The 17,844-nt window shown below is 63.9% G+C and carries 19 protein-coding genes; 10 read left to right on the top strand and 9 right to left on the bottom strand.

The features are described from left to right. Positions 1–85 precede the first annotated feature (85 nt). The 3 genes from ACIPUD_RS18310 (at position 86) to ACIPUD_RS18300 (ending at position 2,825) form a co-directional block, all read left to right on the top strand. Positions 86–853, top strand: a complete 768-nt coding sequence (locus tag ACIPUD_RS18310) for an acyltransferase (RefSeq protein ID WP_446481280.1) — start codon at positions 86–88, stop codon at positions 851–853. 196 nt (positions 854–1,049) lie between these two features. Next, entirely contained in the window at positions 1,050–1,667 is a 618-nt protein-coding gene (gene rpsD, locus ACIPUD_RS18305; protein ID WP_204511654.1) for a 30S ribosomal protein S4, read from the top strand. A 90-nt stretch (positions 1,668–1,757) separates the two neighbouring features. Continuing rightward, complete coding sequence (locus tag ACIPUD_RS18300) at positions 1,758–2,825, top strand: threonine aldolase family protein (RefSeq protein ID WP_247337337.1); 1,068 nt, start codon at positions 1,758–1,760, stop codon at positions 2,823–2,825. On the opposite strand, the gene ACIPUD_RS18295 is transcribed toward ACIPUD_RS18300, so the two are convergent. The 4 genes from ACIPUD_RS18295 to grxD form a co-directional block, all read right to left on the bottom strand. Further along, entirely contained in the window at positions 2,826–4,088 is a 1,263-nt protein-coding gene (locus ACIPUD_RS18295) for a serine hydrolase domain-containing protein (RefSeq protein WP_446481279.1), read from the bottom strand. It abuts the gene before it with no gap. Between the two features lies 1 nt (position 4,089). Continuing rightward, the gene (locus ACIPUD_RS18290; protein WP_446481278.1) at positions 4,090–5,376 is read right to left on the bottom strand and encodes a serine hydrolase domain-containing protein; all 1,287 of its coding nucleotides are present in this window, start codon (positions 5,374–5,376) and stop codon (positions 4,090–4,092) included. A gap of 64 nt (positions 5,377–5,440) precedes the next feature. Then, positions 5,441–5,974 (bottom strand): O-acetyl-ADP-ribose deacetylase, encoded by a 534-nt coding sequence (locus tag ACIPUD_RS18285; protein WP_446481277.1) that lies wholly within the window; start codon positions 5,972–5,974, stop codon positions 5,441–5,443. A 3-nt stretch (positions 5,975–5,977) separates the two neighbouring features. Further along, positions 5,978–6,304 carry a Grx4 family monothiol glutaredoxin gene (gene grxD, locus ACIPUD_RS18280; protein WP_007602294.1) on the bottom strand — a complete coding sequence of 109 codons (327 nt, stop codon included), beginning with the start codon at positions 6,302–6,304 and terminating at the stop codon, positions 5,978–5,980. A gap of 240 nt (positions 6,305–6,544) precedes the next feature. Between grxD and egtB the strand changes: the two genes are divergently transcribed. Further along, positions 6,545–7,837 (top strand): ergothioneine biosynthesis protein EgtB, encoded by a 1,293-nt coding sequence (gene egtB, locus ACIPUD_RS18275; protein ID WP_446481276.1) that lies wholly within the window; start codon positions 6,545–6,547, stop codon positions 7,835–7,837. A gap of 52 nt (positions 7,838–7,889) precedes the next feature. Beyond that, the gene (egtD, locus tag ACIPUD_RS18270; protein ID WP_085384329.1) at positions 7,890–8,861 is read left to right on the top strand and encodes an L-histidine N(alpha)-methyltransferase; all 972 of its coding nucleotides are present in this window, start codon (positions 7,890–7,892) and stop codon (positions 8,859–8,861) included. Between the two features lie 25 nt (positions 8,862–8,886). On the opposite strand, the gene ACIPUD_RS18265 is transcribed toward egtD, so the two are convergent. Both ACIPUD_RS18265 and ACIPUD_RS18260 read right to left on the bottom strand, forming a co-directional pair. Further along, a complete protein-coding gene (locus ACIPUD_RS18265) occupies positions 8,887–10,080 on the bottom strand; it encodes a low temperature requirement protein A (RefSeq protein ID WP_446481275.1) in 1,194 nt (397 codons plus the stop codon). A gap of 24 nt (positions 10,081–10,104) precedes the next feature. Further along, positions 10,105–10,341: a BolA/IbaG family iron-sulfur metabolism protein gene (locus ACIPUD_RS18260; protein WP_007602284.1), complete on the bottom strand. Its 237-nt coding sequence runs from the start codon at positions 10,339–10,341 to the stop codon at positions 10,105–10,107. Between the two features lie 210 nt (positions 10,342–10,551). Here ACIPUD_RS18260 and ACIPUD_RS18255 point away from each other — a divergent pair, with 210 nt between their 5' ends. After that, complete coding sequence (locus ACIPUD_RS18255; protein WP_027567668.1) at positions 10,552–10,911, top strand: DUF427 domain-containing protein; 360 nt, start codon at positions 10,552–10,554, stop codon at positions 10,909–10,911. 172 nt (positions 10,912–11,083) lie between these two features. On the opposite strand, the gene ACIPUD_RS18250 is transcribed toward ACIPUD_RS18255, so the two are convergent. Further along, positions 11,084–11,257 carry a DUF1328 domain-containing protein gene (locus tag ACIPUD_RS18250; protein ID WP_007612121.1) on the bottom strand — a complete coding sequence of 58 codons (174 nt, stop codon included), beginning with the start codon at positions 11,255–11,257 and terminating at the stop codon, positions 11,084–11,086. Between the two features lie 190 nt (positions 11,258–11,447). On the opposite strand from ACIPUD_RS18250, the gene ACIPUD_RS18245 reads away from it, so the two are divergent. Further along, positions 11,448–12,626 (top strand): acyltransferase family protein, encoded by a 1,179-nt coding sequence (locus ACIPUD_RS18245; RefSeq protein ID WP_446481365.1) that lies wholly within the window; start codon positions 11,448–11,450, stop codon positions 12,624–12,626. A gap of 100 nt (positions 12,627–12,726) precedes the next feature. Here ACIPUD_RS18245 and purL read toward each other — a convergent pair whose 3' ends face one another. Beyond that, the gene (gene purL / locus ACIPUD_RS18240) at positions 12,727–14,937 is read right to left on the bottom strand and encodes a phosphoribosylformylglycinamidine synthase subunit PurL (RefSeq protein WP_446481274.1); all 2,211 of its coding nucleotides are present in this window, start codon (positions 14,935–14,937) and stop codon (positions 12,727–12,729) included. Between the two features lie 183 nt (positions 14,938–15,120). Here purL and ACIPUD_RS18235 point away from each other — a divergent pair, with 183 nt between their 5' ends. Together ACIPUD_RS18235 and ACIPUD_RS18230 are read left to right on the top strand one after the other, a co-directional pair. Next, the gene (locus ACIPUD_RS18235; protein ID WP_446481273.1) at positions 15,121–15,600 is read left to right on the top strand and encodes a PaaI family thioesterase; all 480 of its coding nucleotides are present in this window, start codon (positions 15,121–15,123) and stop codon (positions 15,598–15,600) included. 75 nt (positions 15,601–15,675) lie between these two features. Next, positions 15,676–16,632 (top strand): DMT family transporter, encoded by a 957-nt coding sequence (locus tag ACIPUD_RS18230; protein WP_247361877.1) that lies wholly within the window; start codon positions 15,676–15,678, stop codon positions 16,630–16,632. Positions 16,633–16,663: 31 nt separating this feature from the next. Here the strand turns inward: ACIPUD_RS18230 and ACIPUD_RS18225 are convergent, their stop codons facing one another. Continuing rightward, positions 16,664–17,260, bottom strand: a complete 597-nt coding sequence (locus tag ACIPUD_RS18225; RefSeq protein ID WP_446481272.1) for a TetR/AcrR family transcriptional regulator — start codon at positions 17,258–17,260, stop codon at positions 16,664–16,666. A 154-nt stretch (positions 17,261–17,414) separates the two neighbouring features. Here ACIPUD_RS18225 and ACIPUD_RS18220 point away from each other — a divergent pair, with 154 nt between their 5' ends. Further along, positions 17,415–17,813: a RidA family protein gene (locus tag ACIPUD_RS18220; RefSeq protein WP_018455526.1), complete on the top strand. Its 399-nt coding sequence runs from the start codon at positions 17,415–17,417 to the stop codon at positions 17,811–17,813. Positions 17,814–17,844 lie beyond the last annotated feature (31 nt).

Below are 17,844 nucleotides of genomic sequence, written 5' to 3'. Positions count from 1 at the left end.
CATGCGGGTTGGTTCGTGCTAGAGCAGGCGGCGAGCGGGGACCCCGCTCGCTGCACAAACTTTAATCAGGGGAAACCAAAGAGCGATGCGCGGGACGCCCAAGACCATTTCGCTGCCGCGTCGCCTGATTATCGACCTCATGCAGGCCTCGATGGGCGTGCCCTTCGTGTCCCTGTCCCGTTCGCTCGATATTGGCCCTCTGCTGGAGGCCCGCGCGGGCGCGATGGCGCCAGCCGGCTGGGCCGCCATGTTCGTCAAGGCTTTTGCCCTCGTCGCCAGGGACGAGCCGGTCCTGCGTACCGTCTATGCCAAATGGCCCTGGCCGTCGCTTTACGAGCTGCCGAAGAGCGTAGCGTCGGTGGCCATTGCGCGGGTCGAGGGCGGCGAGGAATGCGTGATCCCGCAGCGAATCGCGGCTCCCGAGGCCATGACGCTGACTGCGATCGACGCCGAGATCCGGCACGCCAAGACCGCCCCGATCGACGAAATTCCCATGTTTCGCAAGATCATGCGGGCGACCCGCCTGCCGCTGCCGTTGCGGCGGCTGTCCTGGGCGATCGGGCTGAATTTCGGCCGGCAACGCGGCAACTGGTTCGGCAGCTTCGCGGTGAGCTCGGTGGCCGCCTATGGCGGTGGCGAGCTTCACCCGATCACGCCCGGCCCCTTCATCGTCAGCTATGGGGTGGTCGGGCCTGACCAGACCATCCATGTCGTGATCCGCTGGGATCACCGGGTCACCGACGCCGCCCCGATCGCCCGGGTCCTGACCCGGCTGGAACAGGTCCTGAACACTGAAATCGCTGCCGAATTGCGTGCGGCCGGGTCGAAGCCGATCCGGGCAGTCGGAACGTGATTCCGGGCCATTCGCATTGACAGCGAGCCCCAAATCCCCCTAAAAGCCGCTTGCTCGCGGGCCGATTTCGGCCCGCGAAGCGTTTCGCGACCCGTGGTCCTGTCCCTTAAGCTTTGGGATCGGACCTGTCAGTGCCGGGCTAGCCCGTCACACAGGAGGGCGCGTTTCCTCAAACCAAGTACCTGAAGAGGACGCGATGACTAAGCGCAGTGAGGCGAAGTACAAGCTCGATCGCCGTATGGGCCAGAACATCTGGGGCCGCCCCAAGAGCCCCGTGAACCGCCGCGAATACGGCCCCGGCCAGCACGGCCAACGCCGCAAGGGCAAGCTCTCCGACTTCGGCGTGCAGCTCCGCGCCAAGCAGAAGCTGAAGGGCTATTACGCCAACATCTCCGAGCGTCAGTTCCACAGCATCTACGTCGAGGCCAGCCGCCTCAAGGGTGACACCGGCGAGAACCTGATCGGCTTGCTCGAGCGCCGTCTCGACGCGGTTGTGTACCGCGCCAAGTTCGTCTCGACGATCTTCGCCGCGCGCCAGTTCATCAACCACGGCCACGTCAAGGTGAACGGCCGCAAGGTCAACATCTCGAGCTATCTGGTCAAGCTCGGCGACGTGATCGAGGTCAAGGAAGCCTCCAAGCAGCTCGCCCACGTCCTCGAAGCCAGCCAGCTCTCCGAGCGTGACACCCCCGACTATCTCGAAGTCGACCATGGCAAGATGACCGCGAAATACATTCGCATCCCGCACCTCTCCGACGTGCCGTTCCCGGTGCAGATGGAGCCGCATCTGGTCGTCGAATTCTATTCGCGCTAAGATCTGAATATCGAAAGGCCCCGGTTCGCCGGGGCCTTTTTTGCTTAAAGAGCCACACTTCAGTGGCCGTTTACCTTCAGGAGGCGTCGCATGCTCTATACCCCTCCCCCGATCGATCCCAAGGCGCCGCCGGTGCGCATCAATCTGCTCTCGGACACGCAGACAAAGCCGACACCTGCGATGCGCGAGGCGATGGCGCGGGCGGAGGTCGGCGACGAGCAGGTCGGCGACGATCCGACCGTGAACGCCCTGTGCGAGCGCGTGGCCGAGCTGCTCGGCAAGGAAGCCGCGGTGTACATGCCGTCAGGCACGATGTGCAACGTCACCGCGACGCTGGTGCATTGCCGCCCCGGCGACGAGATCCTCGCCCATGAGAGCGCCCACATCATCGCGCGCGAAGGCGGCGCGCATGCCGCGATCGGCGGCTTTCAGGTCACGCAGCTGAAGGGACCCGACGGCCAGTTCACGCCGGAGACCTTTCGCAGAGCGCTGCATCCGCGTACCCGCTACCAGCCGCCGCAGACGGTGGTCAGCGTCGAGCAGACCGCCAATATCGGCGGCGGTACGGTCTGGAAGAAGGCCGCGCTCGACGAGATCGTCGCGATCGCGAAACAACATGGCCTCGTCACCCACATGGACGGCGCGCGCCTGCTCAATGCCACAGTTGCGAGCGGCATCTCTCCGCGCGACATGACCGCGGGGTGGGATTCGGCCTGGATCGACTTTTCGAAGGGCTTGGGCGCGCCGATCGGAGGCGTGCTCGCGGGCTCGCGCGCCTTCATCGATGCGGTCTGGCAGTGGAAGCAGCGCCTCGGCGGCTCGATGCGACAGGCCGGAATCTGCGCGGCGGCTTGCATCTACGCGCTCGACCATCATGTCGATCGGCTCGCCGACGATCACGCCAACGCGCGCGCGCTCGCCCGCGGACTGTCGCAGATCGCAGGCATCGAGGTGCAGGAGCCCGAAACCAACCTGGTGTTCTTCAAGCCCGATGGTACCGGCATTCCCGGCGACAAGATGGTCGCGGCGCTGCGCCAGCGCGGCGTGACGCTTGCGATGATGGATGGCCGCATCCGCGCCTGCACGCATCTCGACGTCAATGCGAGCCAGGTCGAGGAGACGATCGGATATATCCGCGAGATCGTGCGCGGAGCGTAATCACCGCCCCATCGCCTGGTAGATCAGCGTCTTCAGCGCCAGTTGAATCCGGCCGCGCTGCGTCGGGGTCTGCACCATGAAGATCCCGAACAGATCGTCCTCGGGATCGATGAAGAAGAACGTGCCGCCGACGCCGTCCCAGCGATATTCGCCAAGCGGCCACGTTGTTCCAGGAGGCACCGAGGTGCGCACGGCGAAGCCGAGGCCGAAGCCGGAAGACCCGCCCGGATAATAGTTCTGGTCGCGCGCGATCTTCGTCTCGGGGCCGATGTGATCCGACGCCATCAGCGCAATGGTCTCGGGCTTGAGATAGCGTCGGCCGTCATAGGTGCCGCCATTCAGCAGCATCTGGGCGAAGCGGGCGTAGTCGCCGATCGTACCGACCATGCCGCCGCCGCCCGATTCCCAGGTCGCAGGCCGCCTGATGTCGCGGACCTGCGTCGTCGGATTGATGTTGCGATCCTCCGGCATCGGCTCGGCGATGCGCGGGAATTTGGCGGGATCGGCGACGAAGAAAGCCATCTCGGTCATGCCGAGCGGATCGAGCAGCCGCTCCTTCTCGAACTGCAGCAGCGTCTTTCCCGCAATGATTTCGACGACGCGGCCGAGCACGTCGGTGGAATAGCCGTAATCCCACACCGTGCCGGGCTGCTCGACAAGCGGCAGCGTGGCGATCTTGGCGGCGAATTCGGCGTTGGTCAGATCGCTGTTGAAGAGATTGGCGTTCGCATAGAGCTCGCGCACCATGCCGCCGCCGTAATAGCCGTAAGGCAGCCCCGAGGTGTGGCGCAGCAGATCCTTGATCGTGATGGGTCGCTCCAGCGGCTCCAGCACCAGGGCGACTTTGCCGTCCTCGGCCTTCTTCTCGATGCCGACCTTCATGCCGGCGAAGGCCGGAATGTATTTCGAGACGGGATCGTCGAGCGACAGCTTGCCCTCCTCGACCAGCATCATCGCCATGACTGAGGTAACCGGCTTCGACATCGAGTAGAGGCGGAAGATCGTGTCCGCGCTCATCGAGAGTTCGGTCGCGACGTCGCGGACGCCGAAATTCTGATAATAGACCGGCTTGCCGTGCTGCTGAAGCAGCAGGATGGCTCCGGGGATCTTGCCGGTGGCGACCTCGTTGCGGATGTAGTCGGAAACCTTCGCCAGCCCCGCGGGCGAGAGCGTGTGGACGGCAGGTCTCTCGGAACCTGCCTTCGCAACGATGCCGCCGGCGAGTAGGACGAGCGCCGCGATCAATGCGCGGCGCCCGAACATGTCAATTCTCCATCGCTTCATAAACCAGCTGCTTCAATGTTCGCTGCACGCGCTGGCGCTCGGTCGGGGTCTGCTCCAGCAGCACGAAGAACATGTCCTGCTTGGGGTCGACCACGAAATAGCAGCCGGAGGCGCCATCCCATTTCAATTCGCCGAGATCGCCGGGCGGCGGCGGTTTTGCGTTGCCGGGGTCGGTGCGCACCGCGAGTCCGAGACCGAAACCAAAACCGTCGCCGGGGAAATAAAAATAATCGCGATCGACGCCCGACTTGGGGCCGATCTGGTCGGTCACCATCAGCTTGAACGTCTCGGGCTTGAGAATGGTCTTGCCGCCGAGATTGCCGCCCTGGAGCAACATCTGCGTAAAGCGCTCATAATCGGCCATGGTTGTGACCATACCGCCGCTGGCGAACTGGATCTTCTTGACGACCGTCGGATCGTTGATCCGCCCGACCCGGAAATCGCTGTCGTTCGGCACCGGCTGCGCCAGCAGCTTCTGCTTCTCCGGATCCGTGACGAAGAAGCCGGTGTCGACCATGCCGAGCGGGTCGAGCAGCTTCTCCCGTTCGATCTCGATGAGCGGCTTGCCGGCCGCGACTTCCATGACCCGCGCCAGGATGTCGGTGGAATGGCCGTATTGCCACAGCGCGCCCGGCTGGTTGTGCAGCGGCAGTTTTGCGATGCGCTCGGCGAACTCCGCGAGGTCGAAATCGCCGGCATAGATGTTGGCGTCGCGATAGGCCTTGCGGACCAGGCTGTCGCCATAGAAGCCGTAGGTGACGCCCGAGGTGTGCGTCATCAAATCGCGCACCGTCATCGGCCGGTTGGGCGGCACGAGCTCGAGCGACTTGGTGCCGTCCTCGGCCTTCTTCTCGACGCCGACTTTCACATTGGCGAAGGAGGGAATGTATTTCGAGACGGGATCGTCGAGCTTGATCGTACCTTCCTCGATCAACTTCACTGCAACGACGGAAGTGATCGCCTTGCTCATCGAGAACAGGCGGAAGATCGTCTTGTCGGTGATCGGCGCCTTGCTGACCGCGTCCTGCACGCCGAAGACTTCGTGGTAGACGGGCTTGCCATGTTGCTTGATGAGGACGTTTGCCCCTGCGATCTTGCCGGTCGCGACCTCGTTCTTGAAGAACTCGGTTATCCTCGCGAGCTTGTCCGGATTGAAATGCGCGCCGGCCGGAATCTCGTAGGTGCCCTCCGCCCGCGCGAACGACATCGTACCCAACGATACAAGCGCGGCGCAGACCAGCGCGCGCAGTCCAGACTGTGAAATCATATCCCCTCCCCGGAACATGGCCCGGCGGAGTGTACCGACCACGTCATCAGGCACAAGGGCCGCCTTACCGCGCCAAAGCGTCCGCGTGCAGAGCCGCGCTCTTTTCCGAGAAACAGCAAAATATGACGTCGACGACCAGCGGCGCGGCTGGCAGGGCCTCAATGGTCGCACAGACTGCAATCTTCGCGGCCTGGTCGGCTGGAAAGCCGTAAACCCCGGTCGAAATCGCGGAGAACGCCACGGAGGTCAGCTGATTGGCCCCGCAGAGCTCAAGCGCACGGCGATAACAGGAGCCTAGCGCCTCTGCCTCACCGCGAGTGCCGCCGTGCCAGACCGGACCGACTGCATGGATGACATGACGCGCAGGAAGAAGGTAGCCCTTCGTGATCTTGGCATCGCCGGTCGGGCATCCTCCGAGCTTCCGGCACTCGGCTGGAAGCTCGGGCCCGGCCGCCCGATGGATCGCGCCATCCACGCCGCCCCCACCCAGGAGCGACGTGTTGGCCGCGTTGACGATGGCGTCAACGCTCAGCGTGGTGATGTCAGCAACGATGACCTTGAGCTCCGCGCCGCCGATCCGGCGCGTCAGCTGGGTCACGTATCAGGCCGCGACAGCGACGCCCTTTTCGGAGAAGAGCTGCTGCAATTCACCGGCTTGGAACATCTCGCGGACAATGTCGCAGCCGCCGACGAACTCGCCCTTCACATAGAGCTGCGGAATGGTCGGCCAGTTCGAATAGTCCTTGATGCCGTTGCGCAGTTCGGCGGATTCGAGAACGTTGAGGCCCTTATAGCCGACGCCGATGTGGTCGAGGATCTGGACGACCTGGCCGGAGAACCCGCACTGCGGAAATTGCGGTGTGCCCTTCATGAACAGAACCACGTCGTTCGACTTCACTTCGTTGGCGATGAATTCCTCGATGCTCATATCCGTGTCCTTATGGGGCGGAGCCCACTCCAATTGCTTCGGGCTGGCTCCGCCGATCTAACCCGATACCTGGGTATATATGTAGCCCAAACCGTTGTGCATCCAAAGTAAAATGGCGGCGAGCTGCCTCTTGTGGACCGCTCTCGGCTGCACCGGCCCATTACATGATGCCACGAATATCATCGTCAGGGAGGACTTTCATACCGTCACGGAGCCCCTATCTAGGACGAACCCGGCGTTTTGGAACCCGTCCACACCAACAACGTTCTCTTGTCCTGTCTGGAGAAAAACGTGACGAAACAAGCCTCCGCTCCGGCCCCCGCTCCGTCACTGTCGGCCGATTTGGGCGGCCTTGCCCAGAGGCTGGAAGGCGCGTTTCTCGCCGTTCGCGACGAGACGGAGCGCCGGGCCGCGCCGCTGTCGCCGGAGGACCAGCAGATCCAGTCCATGCCGGATGCGAGCCCGACGAAATGGCACAGGGCGCACACCACGTGGTTCTGGGAGCAGTTCGTGCTCGGCGAGCACTGTGCGGGCTACCGGCCCTTTCACCCTGACTTCGCCTTCCTGTTCAATTCCTATTACGTCAGCGCCGGTCCGCGCCATTCCCGCAATCACCGCGGCGACATCACCCGTCCGAGCGCCGATCAGGTCGGCGCTTATCGAAAACATGTCGACGCTGCCGTCGTGAAATTCTTCCGCGACGCCGGCGAGGACAAGCTTCGCGAGATCGCGCCGCTGGTCGAGGTCGGCCTCAATCACGAGCAGCAGCATCAGGAATTGATGTTCACCGACATCCTGCACGCCTTCGCGCAGAACCCGATCCCGCCGGCCTATGATCCGGACTGGCGCTTCCCGGCCGCGACGCCGGCCAGCGAGAATTGGCTGACGCTGAACGAAGGCATCCACACCGTCGGTCACGTCGATGATAGTTTTCATTTCGACAACGAGAAGCCGGCACACCGCGCCCTCGTCGGCCCGGTCAAGCTCGCACGCAATCTCGTCACCAATCGCGAATGGCTCGCCTTCATGCGTGACGGGGGCTACCGGACCGCAACGCTGTGGCTGATGGACGGTTTTGCGGCCGTGAACAACGAGGGCTGGGACTGCCCCGGTCATTGGCGCGAGATCGACGGCCAATGGCATGTGATGACGCCGGCCGGCCTTAAGCCGGTCGATCCCGACGCGCCCGTCTGCCACGTCAGCTATTACGAGGCTGACGCCTTTGCGCGCTGGGCCGGAAAACATCTGCCGACCGAGATGGAATGGGAGGTCGCGGCCCGCTCGGGCCAGCTCAACGATGCCTTCGGCATCGTCTGGCAGTGGACGCGATCGTCCTACTCGCCCTATCCCGGCTATCGCGCGATCGAAGGCGCGCTCGGCGAATACAACGGCAAGTTCATGGTCAACCAGCTGGTGCTGCGCGGCTCTTCGCTTGCAACTCCGGAGGGGCACAGCCGTATCACCTATCGCAACTTCTTCTATCCGCACCACCGCTGGCAATTCACGGGACTGCGGCTCGCCGACTACGAGTAAAATTCTCATCCGACGACAAATGCGCGCCGGACAGCGCGTTCAGGAGAGTATCATGAATGTGCACGCCAGCGCCTTGGCCGAAGCCCATCTTCCCGACGAACAGACCACCGCCTTTGCCCGCGAGGCCATCGAGGACCTCTCGCAGCAGCCTAAAAAGCTGTCGCCGAAATATTTCTACGATGCGGCCGGATCTGAATTGTTCGAGGCAATCACGCGGCTGCCGGAATATTACCCGACGCGCACGGAGCTGGCGATCCTGAAGGAGCGCGGCAGCGAGATCGCGAAGATCATTCCGGAGCACGCGGCCCTCGTCGAATTCGGCGCAGGCGCAACCACAAAGGTTCGCCTGCTGCTCAATCACTGCAAGTTCGCGGCCTATGTGCCCGTCGACATCTCCGGCGACTTCCTGACGGCGCAGGCAAACGGCCTGAAGCGGGATTTTCCGTCGCTCGGCATCTACCCGGTGGCAGCCGACTTCACCACGCCGTTCGAGCTACCCAAGGCGGTGGCGACGATGCCCAAGGTCGGGTTCTTCCCGGGCTCGACGATCGGCAATTTCGAGCCGCATGAAGCGCAGGCCTTCCTGAAGAGCGCACGCGCTATTCTGGGCCGCGGCGCACAAATGATCATCGGCGCCGATCTCGAGAAGGAGGAGCGCCTGCTCCACGACGCCTATAACGATGCCGCCGGCGTCACCGCGCGCTTCAATCTCAATGTGCTGGTGCGGATCAACCGCGAGCTCGGCGGCAATTTCGACCTCTCCGCCTTCACCCATCGCGCGATCTACAATCGCGAGCGGCACCGCATCGAGATGCACCTGATCAGCAAGAAGAGCCAGACCGTGCGCCTGCTCGGCACCAGCTTTTCGTTCCGCGCGGGCGAGAGCATCCACACCGAGAACAGCTACAAATACAGCATCGAGCGCTTCGCGACGCTGGCGCAAGGCGCGGGTTGGCGGGTGCGCGAGAGCTGGACGGATGCGGCGAAGATGTTCTCGGTGCACGCGCTGGAGGTGGCGGAGTAAGCGCTCCAGCGCCAATGGCGCCGGCTCAATGCTCCCCAGCCTCTTCCACCGTCGATCCCAGCGAGATCGACTCCCATACCGCAACAATGATCATGATCACCGTCGCGGCGACCGACAGCCATAGCGGGGACAGTTCGGCGGCGAACCACCACAGCACCACAAGCAGAATGATGCCGATGCCGTGCGACAGCTGGAGGAAGCCGCGGATCGCGTGCTTGAACAGGATGGTACCGACCAGGAACAGCAAGGGACCGCCGATCGTGCTGACGACGGTCCTGATATCGGAATGGCCGACCGGATGCTTCAGCACCAGCTCATCGGAGACCGCGGTCAGGATGATGCCGGCGACGATCGGCATGTGCAGATAGGTATAGGCGAGCCGCGCCAACCGGCCGGATTCAGCGGATTTCGAGATGCGCTCGGCGCCGGCCTCGGCGCCCTTGTGGAAATAGACCCACCACATCGCGATGCTGCCGACCAGCGCGGAGACGAAGGCCAAAATGTTGTCCGCGGTCCAGTCAAGCTCGGCGAACGTCGCGCCGTTGACGACGACGGCCTCGCCAAGCGCGATGATGACGAACAGCGAGCAGCGCTCGGCCATGTGGCCGCCCTCGACCGCCCAGGCCTCGACCGACGAGAAGCCCAGTTTCGGGACCCAGAAGCGCACCGCCGGCGAGACATATTCGATCGTCAGCGCCACGATCCAGAACCATAGCCGCGCCTCGTCATGGGCGAGGCCGCCCGCGATCCACAACACCGCGGAGACCGAGAGCCAGGTCAGGATGCGGATCGCATTGTGCCGGACCGCAGTTCGATGCCGCGGCGTTGCAAACATCCAGAAGGCGGTGCGCCCGACCTGCATCGTCGCGTAGGCGATCGCAAACCACAGACCCCGCCCCTCGAAGGCGGTGGGGATCGTCGTCGACAGCACGAGGCCGCCCAGCATCATCAGGAAGATCAGGATGCGGACCGGCGTCAGCTCGGGATCGAGCCAGTTGGTGACCCAGGCGGTGTAGACCCACACCCACCATACCGCGAGAAACAGCACCGCGACGTGCACCGCACCGAGTGGCGTGAAATGGTGCAGCAGTGTGTGCGAGACCTGCGTGATCGCGAAAACGAAGACCAGGTCGAAGAACAGCTCGGCATTAGTGACGCGGCTGTGCTGGTTTGGCAGGATGACGCGAAACATCGCGCCGCGCGGATTGTCCGCAGCCATCGTCATCCCCCCGTCACGATCAGATCAAGCGCCCGGCACCCCGGTTTGCAGCGCCAGCGCATGCAGCACGCCGCCCATCTGGCCGCGGAGGGACTGATAGACGATCTGGTGCTGCTGGACGCGGGACTTGCCGCGGAAGGTCTCCGAGATCACGGTCGCGGCATAGTGATCGCCGTCCCCGGCGAGGTCACGGATGGTCACCTCGGCATCGGGGATCGCCGCCTTGATCATCGCCTCGATATCGTGGGCGTCCATTGGCATTCGGGTCGTGCTCCTGTCTCGGCTGCAATCAGCCTTGTCGTCGAATCGCTGCCGGGGTCCGGTTCTACAAAGCCAACCTTCCGGCGCAGCCAAACTTAGCGTGAACGGCCTTCTACGTCACGCCTTCCGGCACTATATCGGTGATCCGATCTGGATAAAGCCACGACAAAGTGCCGCGCGCGGCAGAGTGATCGAAAAAGGCGTGAAATCATGAAGCTTCCAGGGCCCGACCACCCCATCACCATCACCCCAAATCCCCGGCGCGTCCGCGTCACGGCCGGCGATATCGTGATCGCCGAGACCACAAAGGCGCTGACGCTGAAAGAGGCGAAATATCCGGCGGTGCAATATGTGCCGCGACAGGACGCCAACATGGCGCTGCTGGAGCGCACCGACCGCGTCACCCACTGCCCCTACAAGGGGGATGCGAGCTATTACAGCGTCAAGGCGGACGGCAAGACACTGGACAACGCGATCTGGACCTATGAGGCGCCCTTCCCCGCGATGACCGAGATTTCCGGTCATCTCGCCTTCTATCCGGACAAGGTGAAGATCGAGGAAGTGGGGTAGCTGCTTCGTCCCGGCCATCCACGTTTTTGGGCAATCGCGGATACAGAACAACGTGGATGCCCGGGACCCGGCTCCGCCGAGGCTTCGCCGGGCTATAGGTGTTGGGCCGGCGAAGCTTCAGCGAAGACGGCAAGCCCGGGCATGACGACTGTGTGCGTGGGCAGCAGCCCTGCTACGCCCTGAATATCGTGAGCCCCAGGATCAGGAGCACCAGGAAAATCACGACGAATACGTAGAACAGGAAGCGGGCGATGTCGGCGGAGGCGGCCGAGATGCCGGTGAAACCGAGCACGCCGGCTACGATCGAGACAAGTAAGAAGATCAGTGCCCATTTCAGGATCGTCATCGCCAGCTCCGAAATTGTACCGCCCGCCGCGGTCCTCAAGCCCTTTTGGCGAACGCTAACTTCGTCGCAGGGAACTGGTTCCTAGCGGTCTCAGGGACCTGCGGGCGTCCCAAACGACCCTTGCTGAATCCGGTTCCCGGCGGCAAAGTCCGGGCGGGACAGAAGCGCGACCGGGGCGGCCACGATGACGATGTCACATTCAGCGACGATCGGGGCAGAGGCGCACGCGGCGCCGAGGGCCAAGGCGCGCAATCTGTCGCTCGATCGCGCCCGCACCTTCCTGACGCTGGTGGTGCTGCTGCACCACGCCGTGATTCCCTACACCTATTTCGGGCACACCGATCCGGCGTCCTGGGCCGGTTTCGACGTGGTCGTGCTGGCCACCGACAGCTTCTTCATGGCAATGTTCTTCTTCCTATCGGGACTGTTCACCTGGCCGGGCATCGCGCGCAAGGCGCCGTCAGTTTTTCTCCGCGACCGCCTGTTGCGGCTCGGGCTGCCGTTCGCGATCGCGGCGTTCACCGTCATCCCGCTCGCCTATTACGCGATCGCGCTGCGGCACGATCCCGGGCTGAGCTTCACGGCGTTCTGGTGGAAGACGATCACGGTTGGCCCGTGGCCGAGCGGCCCGATCTGGTTCGTGTGGGTGCTGCTGGCATTCGACCTGACCGCGAGCCTGCTCTACCGGGTCTCCGCGCATCTGGTCGACCCGGGCAACCGGGTGTCGCTGCGCGGATTCGACCAGCCGGCCGTATTCTGGCTGCTGCTCGTCGTCGTCACGGCAATCGCCTACGTGCCGGCGCTGCTCTATTTCGGCGGCAGCAAATGGTTCGAGCTCGGGCCGTTCTCGGTGCAGGCGAGCCGCATCCTGCTCTACTTCGCCTATTTCTTTATCGGCGTCAGCGTTGGAGCGGCCAACTTCGATCGCGGCATCCTCAGCGCCGGCGGGCAGTTGCCGAAACAGCGCCGGCTGTGGGTGATCGCCACGCTGATCCCCTACTGCCTGATGTGGGGCATGATCTACATCAAGCGCGAGATCCTCGGTAATCCCGACCCACAACCGCACTGGTATCAGGCGATCTACGGTACGTTCTTCGTGCTGTTCTCAGGCTCGATCCTGCTCGCGATTCTCGCGTTCTTCCTGCACCAGAAGTCGCCGGGCCCGAACCTGCTCGACCGCATGCAGGCGGATGCCTACGGCATCTTCCTGGTGCACTACCCGATCGCGTTGTGGATCCAGTACGCGCTGTTCGACTACGGCCTGCCGGCGATCGTGAAAGCCACGATCGGCTTCGTGCTTACGGTGATCCTGAGCTGGGGTCTGACGGCGGCCTTACGGAAGATTCCGGGGGCGTCGCACGTGTTGTGAGGCGGATACCCGTAGCCCGGATGAGCGTAGCGATATCCGGGAAACCTCACGACAAAGACCCGGATGTCGCTTCGCTCATCCGGGCTACCGGTTCAGCCCCTCAGGCCGCCTTGCCGCCCATATATTCCGGCAGCCAGCGCTCGAACGAGGTCCGCAGCGCCTCGATCGTTACAGGCGCCTCGCCCGCGATCGCGATCGCGTCGCCGCCGGTGGTGCCGATCCGCACGCAGGGCACCTCGCAGCCGCGCATCTTGGCGAGCACGCGGCCGGCCTCGGTCTCAGGCACGGTGACGAGATAGCGCGCCTGGTCCTCGCCGAACCAATAGGCCTGAGGCACCAACGAGGTCGGCGCCGCGAGCAGTTTGGCGCCGATGCCGCTCGCCATCGCCATCTCGGCCAGCGCGATCAGCAGGCCACCGTCGGAGAGATCGTGCACGGCGGTCGCGGTGCCCGCATGGATCATGCCGCGCACGCAGTCGCCGTTGCGCTTCTCAGCCGCGAGGTCGACCGGCGGCGGCGCGCCCTCCTCGCGACCGCAGATGTCGCGCAGGTAAACGGACTGGCCGAGCCAGCCATGGGTCTCGCCGATCAAGAGGATCGCCTCGCCTTCGGCCTTGAAGGCGAGTGACGCCGACTTGGTGAAATCATCGAGCAGGCCGACGCCGCCGATCGAGGGCGTCGGCAAGATCGCGCGGCCGTTGGTCTCGTTGTAGAGCGAGACGTTGCCGGACACGACCGGGAAGTCGAGCGTGCGGCAGGCTTCCGAGATGCCCTTCAGGCAGCCGACGAACTGGCCCATGATCTCGGGCCGCTCAGGATTGCCGAAATTGAGATTGTCGGTGATCGCAAGCGGCTTGCCGCCAACCGCGGTGATGTTGCGCCAGGCTTCCGCCACCGCCTGCTTGCCGCCTTCAAACGGATCAGCCTCGCAATAGCGCGGCGTCACGTCGACGGTCAGTGCCAAGCCCTTCGGGCCGTCCTGCACGCGCACAACCGCGGCATCGCCGCCGGGACGCTGCATGGTGTTGCCGAGAATCACGTGGTCGTACTGCTCCCAGACCCAGCGCTTGCTGCACATATCGGGCGTTCCGATCAGCTTTTCGAGCGCGGCACCGAGACCCATCGGCGCCGCCACCTCGCGCGCATGCACGACCGGCAGCGCGGCGGAGGGGACATGCGGGCGATCATAGAGCGGCGCCTCGTCGCCGAGCTCCTTGATCGGCAAATCGGCCATGACGTCACCGCCATGCTTGACCACGAAGCGCTTGCTCGGCGTGGTGTAGCCGACCACGGCGAAATCGAGGCCCCACTTCTTGAAGATCGCCTCGGCCTCTTTCTCCTTCTCGGGCTTGAGCACCATGAGCATGCGCTCCTGGCTCTCCGAGAGCATCATCTCGTAGGCGCTCATGCCGATCTCGCGCGTCGGCACCGCGTCGAGATCGAGATCGACGCCGAGGTCGCCCTTGGCGCCCATCTCCACCGCCGAACAGGTCAGGCCCGCCGCGCCCATGTCCTGGATCGCGATGACGCAGCCCTTCTCCATGATCTCGAGACAAGCCTCTAACAGCAGCTTTTCGGCAAAGGGATCGCCGACCTGCACGGTCGGACGCTTCTCTTCGGACTTGTCGTCGAACTCGGCCGAGGCCATCGAGGCGCCGTGGATGCCGTCGCGGCCGGTCTTGGAGCCGAGATAGACGATCGGCATGTTCACGCCGGAGGCGGCGGCATAGAAGATCTTGTCGGTATCGGCGAGGCCGACCGCCATCGCGTTGACGAGAATGTTGCCGTCATAGCGGGTGTGGAAACGGACCTGGCCGCCGACCGTCGGCACGCCGAACGAGTTGCCGTAGCCGCCGACGCCAGCGACGACACCGGAGACGAGATGCCGCGTCCTGGCATGCTCCGGTGCGCCAAAGCTCAGCGCGTTGAGGCAGGCGATCGGCCGCGCGCCCATGGTGAAAACGTCGCGCAAGATGCCACCGACACCGGTGGTCGCGCCCTGGTAAGGCTCGATGTAGCTCGGGTGGTTGTGGCTCTCCATCTTGAAGACCACGGCCTGGCCGTCGCCGATGTCGATCACGCCGGCATTCTCGCCCGGGCCCTGGATCACCCAGGGCGCCTTGGTCGGCAAGCCCTTGAGATGGAGGCGCGAGGATTTGTACGAGCAGTGCTCGTTCCACATCGCCGAGAAGATGCCGAGCTCGGTGAAGGTCGGCTCCCGCCCGATCAGCTTGAGAATGCGCTCATACTCGTCGGGCTTGAGCCCGTGGGCGGCAATCAGCTCGGGGGTGATCTTGGGTTCGTTCTTCATGGAATTTGGGCTTTCGACGGCGGTTGGCCGTTCTTAGGAACATCGGACGGCTTGGAAAAGCCCTTTATGGCGCATTTTCCCGCTGTCCCACGTTTTGCGGCCGGGGGCTGCGGGAACAGGAATTGCACAGCGCGGACAGATCGGATTTAAGGACAAAAGACCCGCAATTGAAGGCCCATTTCCTTGCATGAATTGAGCAAAGCGCCCCCGCCTCGCCGCCCCGACCTCCACGTCGCCACCGATGGGGAATTCCAGGGCTGGCGAACCTGGATTCGTGACAGTTTTGAGAGCCATATCGGCCCGTTCTGGCACAAGATCGAGGACGACGGCAGCGTCCGCTCGGCGTTCCGGGTGGAGAAAAAGCACCTCAACGGCTCCGGAAACGTCCATGGCGGCTGCTTCATGGCGTTTGCCGACTATTGCCTGTTCGCGATCGCCACCCACGAACTGGATGGGCCGGCGGTGACCACCAATTTCGCCTGCGACTTCCTCGACGCGGCGCGCGAAGGCGAGCTGATCGAATGCGTCGGCGAGGTCTCCCGCGCCGGCGGCTCGCTGATCTTCCTGCGCGGCAAGCTGATATCGGGCGGGCGGCCTCTCTTCACCTTCTCCGGCACAATCAAGCGGGTGAAGCGGAAGCCGGCACCGCAGCCAAACGCATAGCTCGCCGCCTTCCCTTTTGGCGCCCCCTCGCCCAGACTTGGGTCCAGCGCTGTCGCGCCGGGGAGCAACATCAAGGTGCCGCAGAGCACATCGCCGACGGGGCGGGCCACAGTCTCGCAATTGCCGTCCATGCCCGCCACAGGCGCGCGCAACTGGCGCGACTATGCGCTGCTGTTCGCGCTGGCCTGCTGCTGGAGTTCAACCTATCCGCTGGCGAAGCTCGCGCTGGATACGATCCCGCCCGTGACCTTCATCTCGGCGCGCTCGCTGATCGCGGCCGCCTTCCTGTTCGCGATCCTGTGGATGCGCGGCGTCAGGATCCCGACCGACGCCAAGGCGTGGAAGTTGTTCGCGACCCAGCAATTGATCAACTCGACCTTTCCGTTCCTGATCATCACCTGGTCGCAGCAATATGTGCCGGCGTCGAACACGGTGGTGCTGGCCTCGACCACGCCGATCTTCGCCTTCCTGATCACCTCGCTGATCACGCGTCACGAGCCGGCAACGCTGTTGAAGCTCTTGGGCGCGCTCCTCGGCCTCGCCGGCACAATCGTCATCGTGGGCCTGGATGCGCTGCGCGGCTTCGGCAGCGAGATCGTGGCCGAGATCGCCATCCTGCTCGCCACCATCTCGTTCGCCTGCGCCACGATCTTCGGCCTGCGGCTGTCCGAATACGATCCGATGGTGGTGGCAGCCGGCTCGCTGCTGTTCGGCGGCCTCGTGCTGCTGCCGCCTTCGCTGATCGTCGACCAGCCCTGGACGCTGCACCCGACGCCGACCGCGATCACAGCCACCATTGTCATGGGCATAGTCTCCAGCGCGTTGGGGCTAATGCTGTTCTACATCTGCCTGGGACGGCTCGGCACGCTGACGACGAACGCGCAAGGCTATTTGCGCATCCCGATCGGCGTCGGCCTCTCCGTGCTGCTGCTCGGCGAGAGCGTGCCCTCGAACCTGGCGCTGGGACTGGTGCTGGTCATGGCGGGCGTCGCCGCGATGACGGTGCCGACGGAGCGGTTGAAGCTGCGGTGACCCGCTGCTTCCGCCGTTCGGCACGAGGCGCTCAATGCGGCTTGCGCAACAATCCGCTCGCCAACGCTTGGAAGGCGTCAACGGCCTTGGTCAGGACGCCTGGCGGATCGTCGGCTGCGGCGACCCACAGCGCTGCGCTCAGCGCAGCCCCGTTCAGCAAGCGTCCCGCCGCTTCGACATCGACGGGCTTCACAATCCCCTGTTCGATCAGCGACCGAATGGTTCGCATGGTAATCTCAAGACAGGCATTCTCGCCGGGCCACTTGGATGGATCACCGAGCACGGCCGGTCCATCCAGAAGCATGACGCGCTGAATTTCAGGATCGAGCGCCATCTCGATATAGGCGGTCCCCTCTGCAAGCAGTCCTTGCCACAAGCTCGGCGCTTGCTCGCGGGCCGTGCGGAGCCGTTCCGCCATTTCGGTGTCGATCTGCTCAACGACGGCCCAGAGCAGCCCCTTCTTGTCTTCGAAGTTGTGATACAGCGCGCCCCGCGTCAGTCCGACGGAAGCAGTCAGCTCGTCCATCGACGCGGCTGCATAGCCTTGGGTGGCAAACGCCCTGCGCGCCGCGCGGATGAGCTTGGCCCGACTTTCCGCCATCGCCTCGGCGCGCTTGCCCTTCGCCATGCTTCCCAACTCCATTTGCTGACCCTATTGACATACGGTCCGTATGTGAGTCATAGTCCACATACGTTACGTATATGAACAGCTCGTGGAAATCCAGTGGCAGGCCCTGCCCACCACAGCTGCGACCGCCATTCCATCGATCAAGGATCCAGGCATGCCCAAGCGCGACGCAATCTTCCCCGCTGGCCGCCACGCCCTCTATGAAGCGCACCGCTATTCGGCCGCGATCCGGTCCGGCGACCTGCTCTTCGTCTCCGGGCAGGTTGGAAGTCGCGAGGACGGCTCGCCCGAACCGGTATTTGAGGACCAGGTCCGACGCGCGTTTGCCAATCTGCGTGCCGTTCTCGCAGCGGCCGGATGCACGCTGGACGATGTGGTGGACGTCACCACGTTCCATACCGATCCGGCCACGCAGATCGAGAAGGTGATGGCAATCCGCGCTGCGGAGATCGGGGAGGCACCCTATCCGAACTGGACGGCAGTCGGAGTGAATTGGCTTGCCGGGTTCGACTTCGAGATCAAGGTGATCGCCCGCATTCCTGCTGCGGGGTAAGCGTTCTCGGTGGCTATGATGCCAACCGTCA

The sequence above is a fragment of the Bradyrhizobium sp. CAR08 genome, from assembly GCF_052871955.1.
The sequence above is the reverse complement of the archived record's forward strand: the minus strand, read 5'-3'. Positions and strand labels throughout refer to the sequence as shown.

Excerpts from the sequence above, each read along its gene's own strand:
- ACIPUD_RS18310 (WP_446481280.1), top strand. The coding sequence starts at position 86 with ATGCGCGGGACGCCCAAGACCATTTCGCTGCCGCGTCGCCTGATTATC.
- rpsD (WP_204511654.1), top strand. The coding sequence starts at position 1,050 with ATGACTAAGCGCAGTGAGGCGAAGTACAAGCTCGATCGCCGTATGGGC.
- ACIPUD_RS18300 (WP_247337337.1), top strand. The coding sequence starts at position 1,758 with ATGCTCTATACCCCTCCCCCGATCGATCCCAAGGCGCCGCCGGTGCGC.
- ACIPUD_RS18295 (WP_446481279.1), bottom strand. The coding sequence starts at position 4,088 with ATGTTCGGGCGCCGCGCATTGATCGCGGCGCTCGTCCTACTCGCCGGC.
- ACIPUD_RS18290 (WP_446481278.1), bottom strand. The coding sequence starts at position 5,376 with ATGATTTCACAGTCTGGACTGCGCGCGCTGGTCTGCGCCGCGCTTGTA.
- grxD (WP_007602294.1), bottom strand. The coding sequence starts at position 6,304 with ATGAGCATCGAGGAATTCATCGCCAACGAAGTGAAGTCGAACGACGTG.
- egtD (WP_085384329.1), top strand. The coding sequence starts at position 7,890 with ATGAATGTGCACGCCAGCGCCTTGGCCGAAGCCCATCTTCCCGACGAA.
- ACIPUD_RS18265 (WP_446481275.1), bottom strand. The coding sequence starts at position 10,080 with ATGGCTGCGGACAATCCGCGCGGCGCGATGTTTCGCGTCATCCTGCCA.
- ACIPUD_RS18260 (WP_007602284.1), bottom strand. The coding sequence starts at position 10,341 with ATGCCAATGGACGCCCACGATATCGAGGCGATGATCAAGGCGGCGATC.
- ACIPUD_RS18255 (WP_027567668.1), top strand. The coding sequence starts at position 10,552 with ATGAAGCTTCCAGGGCCCGACCACCCCATCACCATCACCCCAAATCCC.
- ACIPUD_RS18250 (WP_007612121.1), bottom strand. The coding sequence starts at position 11,257 with ATGACGATCCTGAAATGGGCACTGATCTTCTTACTTGTCTCGATCGTA.
- ACIPUD_RS18245 (WP_446481365.1), top strand. The coding sequence starts at position 11,448 with ATGTCACATTCAGCGACGATCGGGGCAGAGGCGCACGCGGCGCCGAGG.
- purL (WP_446481274.1), bottom strand. The coding sequence starts at position 14,937 with ATGAAGAACGAACCCAAGATCACCCCCGAGCTGATTGCCGCCCACGGG.
- ACIPUD_RS18225 (WP_446481272.1), bottom strand. The coding sequence starts at position 17,260 with ATGGCGAAGGGCAAGCGCGCCGAGGCGATGGCGGAAAGTCGGGCCAAG.
- ACIPUD_RS18220 (WP_018455526.1), top strand. The coding sequence starts at position 17,415 with ATGCCCAAGCGCGACGCAATCTTCCCCGCTGGCCGCCACGCCCTCTAT.